Origin of the sequence: Halomonas sp. ND22Bw (assembly GCF_003011945.1) — a bacterium.
GTDB lineage: Bacteria > Pseudomonadota > Gammaproteobacteria > Pseudomonadales > Halomonadaceae > Halomonas > Halomonas halophila.
The window spans coordinates 1-261 of record NZ_PXWD01001136.1; the positions used below are offsets into that span (position 1 = coordinate 1).

The 261-nt window shown below is 61.7% G+C and carries 1 protein-coding gene; it reads left to right on the forward strand.

Annotation, left to right across the window (positions count from 1 at the left end):
- Positions 1–261: membrane protein insertase YidC (gene yidC, locus CVH10_RS21720; RefSeq protein ID WP_146143257.1), on the forward strand; the 261-nt coding region annotated here is incomplete at both ends.

Sequence of the window (261 nt, forward strand, 5' to 3'; positions counted from 1 at the left end):
CTGGTCACCACCTGGACGCTCAAGCGCGGTGCCTACGACATGGCCGTGCGCCACGACGTGATCAACACCGGCGCGGCGCCGGTGTCGCCCCAGCTGTACATGCAGATCGTGCGCGACGGCAACAAGCCGCCGGGCGAGTCGTCGTTCTATTCGACCTTCACGGGCCCTGCGGTCTACACCGAAGCCAAGAAGTACCAGAAGATCGACTTCAAGGACATCGAGAAGGACAAGACCGATTTCGTCAAGCAATCGTCGAACGGC